6 protein-coding genes are annotated in these 7,333 nt (G+C 39.2%); all 6 read left to right on the top strand.

Translation table 11 applies throughout. From position 1 onward, the window contains the following. The coding region (locus Xind_RS19160) for a primase-like DNA-binding domain-containing protein (protein WP_246432630.1) at positions 1 to 784 on the top strand (784 nt) is incomplete at its 5' end. A gap of 659 nt (positions 785 to 1,443) precedes the next feature. After that, complete coding sequence (locus tag Xind_RS19155) at positions 1,444 to 3,444, top strand: type VI secretion system Vgr family protein (protein ID WP_187650884.1); 2,001 nt, start codon at positions 1,444 to 1,446, stop codon at positions 3,442 to 3,444. Next, the gene (locus tag Xind_RS19150) at positions 3,441 to 4,256 is read left to right on the top strand and encodes a DUF4123 domain-containing protein (protein ID WP_187650883.1); all 816 of its coding nucleotides are present in this window, start codon (positions 3,441 to 3,443) and stop codon (positions 4,254 to 4,256) included. The genes Xind_RS19155 and Xind_RS19150 overlap by 4 nt, the downstream gene beginning before the upstream one ends. A gap of 5 nt (positions 4,257 to 4,261) precedes the next feature. After that, a complete protein-coding gene (locus tag Xind_RS19145) occupies positions 4,262 to 5,548 on the top strand; it encodes a hypothetical protein (protein WP_187650882.1) in 1,287 nt (428 codons plus the stop codon). Between the two features lie 204 nt (positions 5,549 to 5,752). Next, positions 5,753 to 6,736, top strand: coding sequence for a hypothetical protein (locus Xind_RS19140; protein ID WP_187650881.1), 984 nt, complete (start codon positions 5,753 to 5,755; stop codon positions 6,734 to 6,736). A 70-nt stretch (positions 6,737 to 6,806) separates the two neighbouring features. Next, positions 6,807 to 7,076 carry a type VI secretion system PAAR protein gene (locus tag Xind_RS19135; protein ID WP_187650880.1) on the top strand — a complete coding sequence of 90 codons (270 nt, stop codon included), beginning with the start codon at positions 6,807 to 6,809 and terminating at the stop codon, positions 7,074 to 7,076. Positions 7,077 to 7,333 lie beyond the last annotated feature (257 nt).

The following is a 7,333-nucleotide window of genomic DNA, read 5'->3' as shown; positions in this document are numbered from 1 at the left end:
CAAAGGCAACACTGTTTCTGCCAGTATGGCCGCACTGGAAAACCCACGGGAACGGGCGCTGATTGTGGGGTATTCGTTGATTATCCTGCCAGACCAGACCCGCTATGTAGGCGATGGCTCCGGTATCAAAGCCATTACAGGCGGGGATGAAGTCGCTATCGACCCGAAGCATAAGCAACCCTACTCCACTCGTATTCCTGCTGTGGTGTTGGCGGTAAATAATAATGCCATGAGTTTCAGTGATCGCAGTGGGGGGGTGTCACGGCGTCGGGTGATTTTCAACTTTTCCGAAGTCGTGCCAGAAAACGAACGTGATCCACTTCTACGGGAGAAGATTGCAACAGAATTGCCTGTGATTATCCGGCATCTGCTTCATCGGTTCGCTGACCCACAAGCTGCAAGGTGTTTACTGGCAGCGCAACAAAAGTCCGCAGAAGCACTGGATATCAAACGTGGCACAGATCCATTGGTCGATTTTTGCAGCTACCTGCTTGCATCCGATGAAGCTGATGGCCTGCTCATCGGTAATGCGGAGATTATGCCGTTCAATCCCCGTAAGTACCTTTATCACGCTTACCTTGCTTACATGAAAGGTAACAATCTGAATAAACCTGTTTCCGTAACCCGTTTTGGTATGGATATGCCGGGCGCACTGGCAGAGTATGGTCAGCATTACCTGCGTAAGAAAAGCAAATACGGCATTCGCAGTAATCTGAGCCTGAATATCGACACGGCTATTGAGTGGATGCCAAAACTGGCAAGGGATAACCTGCCAGAAGAATAATTTTTTTCTTTATTGATGATAATTTTCAAAGAAATATAAAAAAGTGTTCACTACTGTTCACCTTATAATTTAAACATATATATCAATATATTATAGGATGAATAGTTATTTTTAAACTGTTCACAAGTCTTCATCACTATTCACCTTTTCCTGATTTGAAGGTGAATGGTTGGTGAAGAGTGGTGATGAGTTTGATTTCAAGTTATCACCATTTAACAACATGAATTTAAATGAAAATATTAATAGGTGAATAGGGTGAACAGTTTTATCCCTAATTCTTTAATAGGGTAGGCTGTGAAAATGTTTTTTCTGGCAGGCATAGTGTTTTTCAAAGTCTCAGGTTTGTCTGGTTAATGTATTAGCCGGACAAAACAGAGAAGACAAGCGTAGCGCGTCAGTGTGATTTGAATCTGTCGTACTAGGTGAAATTTAAAAGAGGTAATTATCTGATTTTGTTTAGTCAGAGAAGTTAATCATAATTTTCCTGATGTACTTTTATTCTTACTGGAACATATAAATAATTTTATTATATCCTGCACCCTTCTCAATAAACCTAAAATACATAATGGTCATTCTATTACTAAATTATTTTTACTATTCAGGTCGTAACTAAGGATTGATACACCCCAAAATTATGGAGAATACAAATGAGCAGGGTAATGGATAAAATAAACCAACTACTTGATCGCTCAGGTTTAATATTTACACTGATTACGGAAAATTTACCTGAACAAACTTTCGCAGTTGTCGATTTTTCTCTGAATGAAGCGTTATCAACCCCTTTTCGGCTGGAAGCCACACTGACTTGCCATATTGCTGACATTAATTTTGCCGATGTTTTGGACAGAAATGCCGCTTTTGCCGTGCATCGCAATGGGCGAGTTGAACGGCAAATCACCGGCATGGTGACACATTTTTCACTGCAATCAACCGGACGCCATCTCAGCCACTACCATATCACCATTCAACCTTCTTTATGGCGCGCATCTTTACGGGTCAATAGCCGGATTTTCCAAAATCAGTCCGTGATGGATATTGTAGAAAGCCTGCTCAGAGAAAATGGGGTGCGTAATTTTTTCTTTGCGCTCGGTTACAAACATCCACCGAGAGAGTTCTGTGTTCAGTACGATGAAAGCGATCTGGCCTTTATCCAGCGTTTGCTGGCTGATGAGGGCATTTTTTACTACTTCACTTTCGATCAGGAACAGCACGAGCAACGCATTGTGTTTCACGACTCCTGCCTGTCTCTTAATCAGGTGATGACCGTCCCCTATCGCCCGGAACCCGATGTGACGGGTGAAACAATCTGTATCCGCCAGTTTAGCTGGTCAGAGCGCGTGGGTGTGGCCAATATCACGACCAAAGACAGAACGTTTAAGAATCCACGCTGGAACCGGGAATTCTGGTATGAAGGGCGCAATCTTGACAATCAGCGAAGACTGAACAGCTATCATTATTATGATTTCCCCAGCCGCTATAAAGATGACGAGTTAGGGCAACGGGCAAGTCAGTATCGTCTGGAATACCTGCGCCGGGACACTCAGCTCGGTAACGGTCAGGGTGACTGTTTTGCCATGTGGCCGGGGCAGTTATTTAATCTGATGGATCACCCCAGAGCGGTTTTTAACGACCAGTGGCAGTTAATTCAGATAACCCACTCAGGTCAACAGCCACAAGCCGATGAAACCCAGTCAGGCGGTGGCGGTACGTGGCTGTCTAACCAATTTACCTTTACCACCCGAAAAAACTCTTATCGGCCTTCCCCCTACCCAAAGCCTCAAATGGCAGGTCCACACATTGCCACGGTTGTGGGGCCAGAGGGCGAAGAAATTTTCTGCGATGAACACGGGCGCGTCCGTATCCAGTTTGACTGGGACCGGTACGGTGAATTTAATGACCGCAGTTCTTGCTGGGTACGGGTCAGTCAGGCGTGGGCAGGGCAATTAATGGGCATGATTGCCATTCCCCGTATTGGTCATGAAGTATTAGTCGATTTTGTCCACGGCGATCCCGACCAGCCGATTATTGTCGGGCGGGCTTATCATGCCAACAATATTCCCCCAAACCGCCTGCCGATGGCGAAAACCCAGATGTCGATCCGTTCTAAAACCCACAAAGGAGAAGGGTTTAACGAATTACGTTTTGAAGATGAGAAAGATCGCGAAGAAGTCTTTATTCATGCTCAGAAAAACCTCGCCATTCAGGTGCGCAATTCACGCGGGGAACGCATTAACTATGACCGGACAACCAGCATCGGGCATGACGATGAATTGGTTATCGCCAATAACCGCAAAGTCACGGTTGAAGGCCAACAGGAGCATAAAACTGCCGGCAACTATCTGGAACAGATTGACGGCGACCGTGCGTTACAAATCAAAGGCGATCTGGCTGAAAAAATTCAGGGGGTCGTCAGTGTGGATGCACAGGGCGATCTCACCCTGCAAAGTGGCAGCAAAATCACATTAAATGTCGGTGGAAACTTTGTTGTGCTTCACGCGGACGGTATCGATATCAAAGGTGCGGCAATTAATCTGAACTCCGGTGGCAGCCCCGGCGATTTACTGGCACCGGCTAACCCCACCATCCTGCTGGCCGCCGCAAGCGAAGGCTCCATGTTTGTCGCTCACTGCCCCATGAAAGAGAAGGAGAAGCCCGAATGAGTCAGGAAAAACTCTACGCCATTATTGATGGTGCCGCAGAATCCGACCTTTTTTTGATGCTGGAACGCTATGATCCACCTTCTTCCTGTCTTTATGGTGAACCCCTCCAGCCAGAACTGGTGGAAATTGCCCCTTATCTGGTACAGGTCACTGAAGAAGTCAAAATCTGGCTGGAATGTCGCAAAACCCCGTGGGGCATTTTCGTTCACAGTGTGGCGGACATGAAAACCGTGCGCCAGAATTTACGTAAATACTTGCAAGTTCTGCTTCCCCAACAGGAAAAACCGGTCTTTTTCCGTTTTTATGATCCCCGTAATATCTGGGATTTTCTGGGGGTATTGAGTGATTGGGAAGTACATTGTTTTTTGGGACCCATCACGCGGATCACAACACTTTACCTCGAAGAAGAACGCACAGAGAACTTTGTAAAAGTCAGAGAACCTTTTCCTGATAATGCCAAGGGGAAATATAAAATTTTCAAAATTAGTGAACAACAGTATAAGTTGATAGAAATAAAGCAAAAAGAAAGATATTTACAGAAACTTGACTCTATTTTGCTATCTGAATTAGTAAATCTAAGAAAAAGTATCAGTATCGATAACTCATTACCATTTTTAACCTTTTTCTATGATTATCTACTTTCTGAAAAAATAACAGATACTCGCTCTATGGAAGGAATCCTTAAGAAAGTTATCAGAGAAGACGATTTTAATATTGATGACTTTGATAAATCAATTTTAATCAAACTTGCTGATGATGGAACTCCCGGTTGGTACAGAGCTAATCAATTTATTTATGGTATTAAGGAATAATAGGAATGGATACTGTCGTTGGAATTAATGCAGGAAAAGCTTGTGCAACATGTGATACACCACCATCTTGTACACATAAATATGAAATAAAAGGTAAGTCGGAAACTCATCTAAGCTTTCCAGAAAATCACAAAATGTTCGAAGTGGTTAATATTATTTCAGAGAAGAGGGAATATACACTTACATCAAATCTAACTCCTATTAAATGTATAAGTGGAAAATCAAATTGTCCTATTACTTATATATACTCACAAGATAATCAAAAAAAAATTGAACTAGATCCTAATCATAAAAGTTCAACCTATATTATTAAGAGTAATGCTAATCTCCCTGAAATGGATATTTGGGATAGAATTCAAAATTTATTTTCATCATGGGATGATAAAATAGGAAAAACAACATATTATTCACAAACCACTGATTGTTCAGGATTGGTGCAAAGTACACAAATTAATCTTTACCCAAAGTATTTGGTTTCAGCATCTGTCAAGATAGGGAGTACCACTAATGTTAAGGACCATATTAAAGCAAAACGCTCTGATTATTCTAAAGAAGAATTCGAACAATTAAAAAAAGAACTAAAAGTTGATAGGTGGAGCCAAATTGGACAGTATATTCATGATAGAGAATATACAATAGATTTTAGTTGTTCGGATACTTTCTTTGATGAAGAAAATAATTTTGAACTAACACCATATGAAAAAAAGAAAAAAATATGGAAGCATAAGAATTCAATAATTGAAAGGTTAAGAAAATCCATAGAAAACATGGGGGATAATCTTTTTAAGAAAGCTGGAGGTAATTTCGGTATAAAAGAAATATCTTTGAATGGACCGAATATATCAATCGAAGGAGAAAAAGAACTTGTAATCATTGATTTACGCCCTGATTTTCAGTACAAATGGAATTTATCATTTTTTCCTTTATTTGGCATGACAATAAAAATTGATATAATCCATGTAGTACTCTCAATATTAGGAACACCAGGAGCAGGAAGAGCTTGGAGAGAATTGCGAGAAACAATGGAAGATCAAATGGATAAAATGAATGATCCCAAAAATAAAGCGGCTGGCGGAGCTATATTTTATCTAGATCTTACGATAGATGGAGAATTACTGAACACAAAAGCTGAAATAATTTATAAGAACAAAAAAAGAGAACTTATCGGAGAGGTTGGTGGTAGTTTGGGTTTAGATATAAGTCTTGGTATTGAGGCTGGAGCAAGAGTTTTTTTATTCAAGGAGTATTCACAGCAAAGGGAACAACGGAAACAAGAATTTCACCGGTTCTAATATGTGATAAATCAGGATTAGGTATTACTTTTTCTCATAAGGGATTAAAACTTACCTTTGATGTAGAAGTAAAAGCAAAATGGAAAAGAAAAAATAAAAGTAATAAGATCAGTCAAGAAAGTTTGGAGGAATATGATGACGGAAGTGATTTATTGAGTAAGAAATTATACAATGACGAAATCATAATTATCGAGGAAGATGAAATTGATCCAATTTATCTCATTGATTTTTAAAATAGAAAAAACAAAAATATTAAGTGTATTTTTATTGTTTTTTATTTTTTTGTTTAATAAAGGATTTGCTATGAACATAGAAAATGAGCCAACAGATTACAGATTAGAGATTAAATTAAAAAAATGTGCTATGGATGTTTTTATAAATGATCTTATAGTGACATCATATTATGATAATGGTCCTATGAATACTTTAATTGGTATAGGTGAATATCTAAAGCCTAAAAACAATAAAATTAGATTTGTTGTTAAACCCCCAAACAATCATGAGGGTTATTTCGATAAAGGAGCACTTTGCCAGCTTACGTTGAAAGCACGAGACAGGAATTTAGATAATGATTTAACAAATTTCATGAGCATAATATATACTCCTGATAATAATATTGAATATAATAAATCGTTTTCATCTCTAAATATAACTTCAACATCTAATAAATGGGGAGAAATACTAACTAAAGGAGATATAATTTATCATAATGATAAACACCTCTATGAATACACACAACAATTTGATATAAAAGGCAATTACTTCACATGGATGTGGGTTGACTCCACTCAATTTTCAAAAGATAAAAAAGTAGTTAATTCTTTACCAGAACCATATCAAGATTTACTCCAATCCGCCTATAAAGAATACTGGAATCTACTAAATTCAAAAGATATATCTGGATTAAAAAAATACTATACGGAAATGTTAAATGAATCAGTAAGAGCTAATGGTGGCACTATACAGTCATATTTCTCTTCTATGGATTTTGAAAGTACATTAAACGATAATATGTTAAAATTACAACCTATAAGTTTTAGTGAATCTAAAGTAAAAATAGTTTTAGATGGTAGAGTTGTATATATGAACCCATCACCTATTAGATATTTAGATATGGAAGATGATGCAATTTTACTTATATCTCCAAAATTCCGTTTCGATGGAAATAAATTCATTGTGACACGTTAATTAAAATATTAAGAGGAAGCAAATCTGAAAAACCGCTCTCCTCTTTTCAATAAAAATTAGGAAAAATAATATGGGAAATGCAGTAAAAATCGGTGATATCGGCACACAACATAGTGATTGTTCTGCGACACCTGTTATTACTGGGTCCAGTAGTGTCAAAGTTGATGGATCTTACCTTGCTCGGCAAGGAGATGCCCTAGAACCGCACTCATCACATTCACGAACAATAGCAGGTGGTTCAGGCTCAGTATTTGTAGAAGGAAAACCTGCGGCCAGAACGGGAGATGCTGTTGATTGTGGCGGTGTCGTGATTGGCGGCGGCAGTGTGAATATTGGTTAAGGAGATAAAAAATGACGTCAACAAAGGCCGGTTCAGCAATATGTGGTTGTGACAACCCGGATGATTGTACGCATAAGATTGATGTTACATTGGGGGGCGTTTAGTTATGAACAACTGCTTCCTTTCCCAGCTGTATTGTATTATGTGGTTCCTAAGCCGGTCACGTATTCAACCTGTTGATGGTTGTGTATAATCGTCATTTTTTCGGAGAAGTCACATGGCGACTGTTGAAGTAAAATGTCGATTTTGTCAGCAAA

Source organism: Xenorhabdus indica, from assembly GCF_014467235.1.
Lineage (GTDB): Bacteria > Pseudomonadota > Gammaproteobacteria > Enterobacterales > Enterobacteriaceae > Xenorhabdus > Xenorhabdus indica.
The sequence above is the reverse complement of the archived record's forward strand: the minus strand, read 5'-3'. Positions and strand labels throughout refer to the sequence as shown.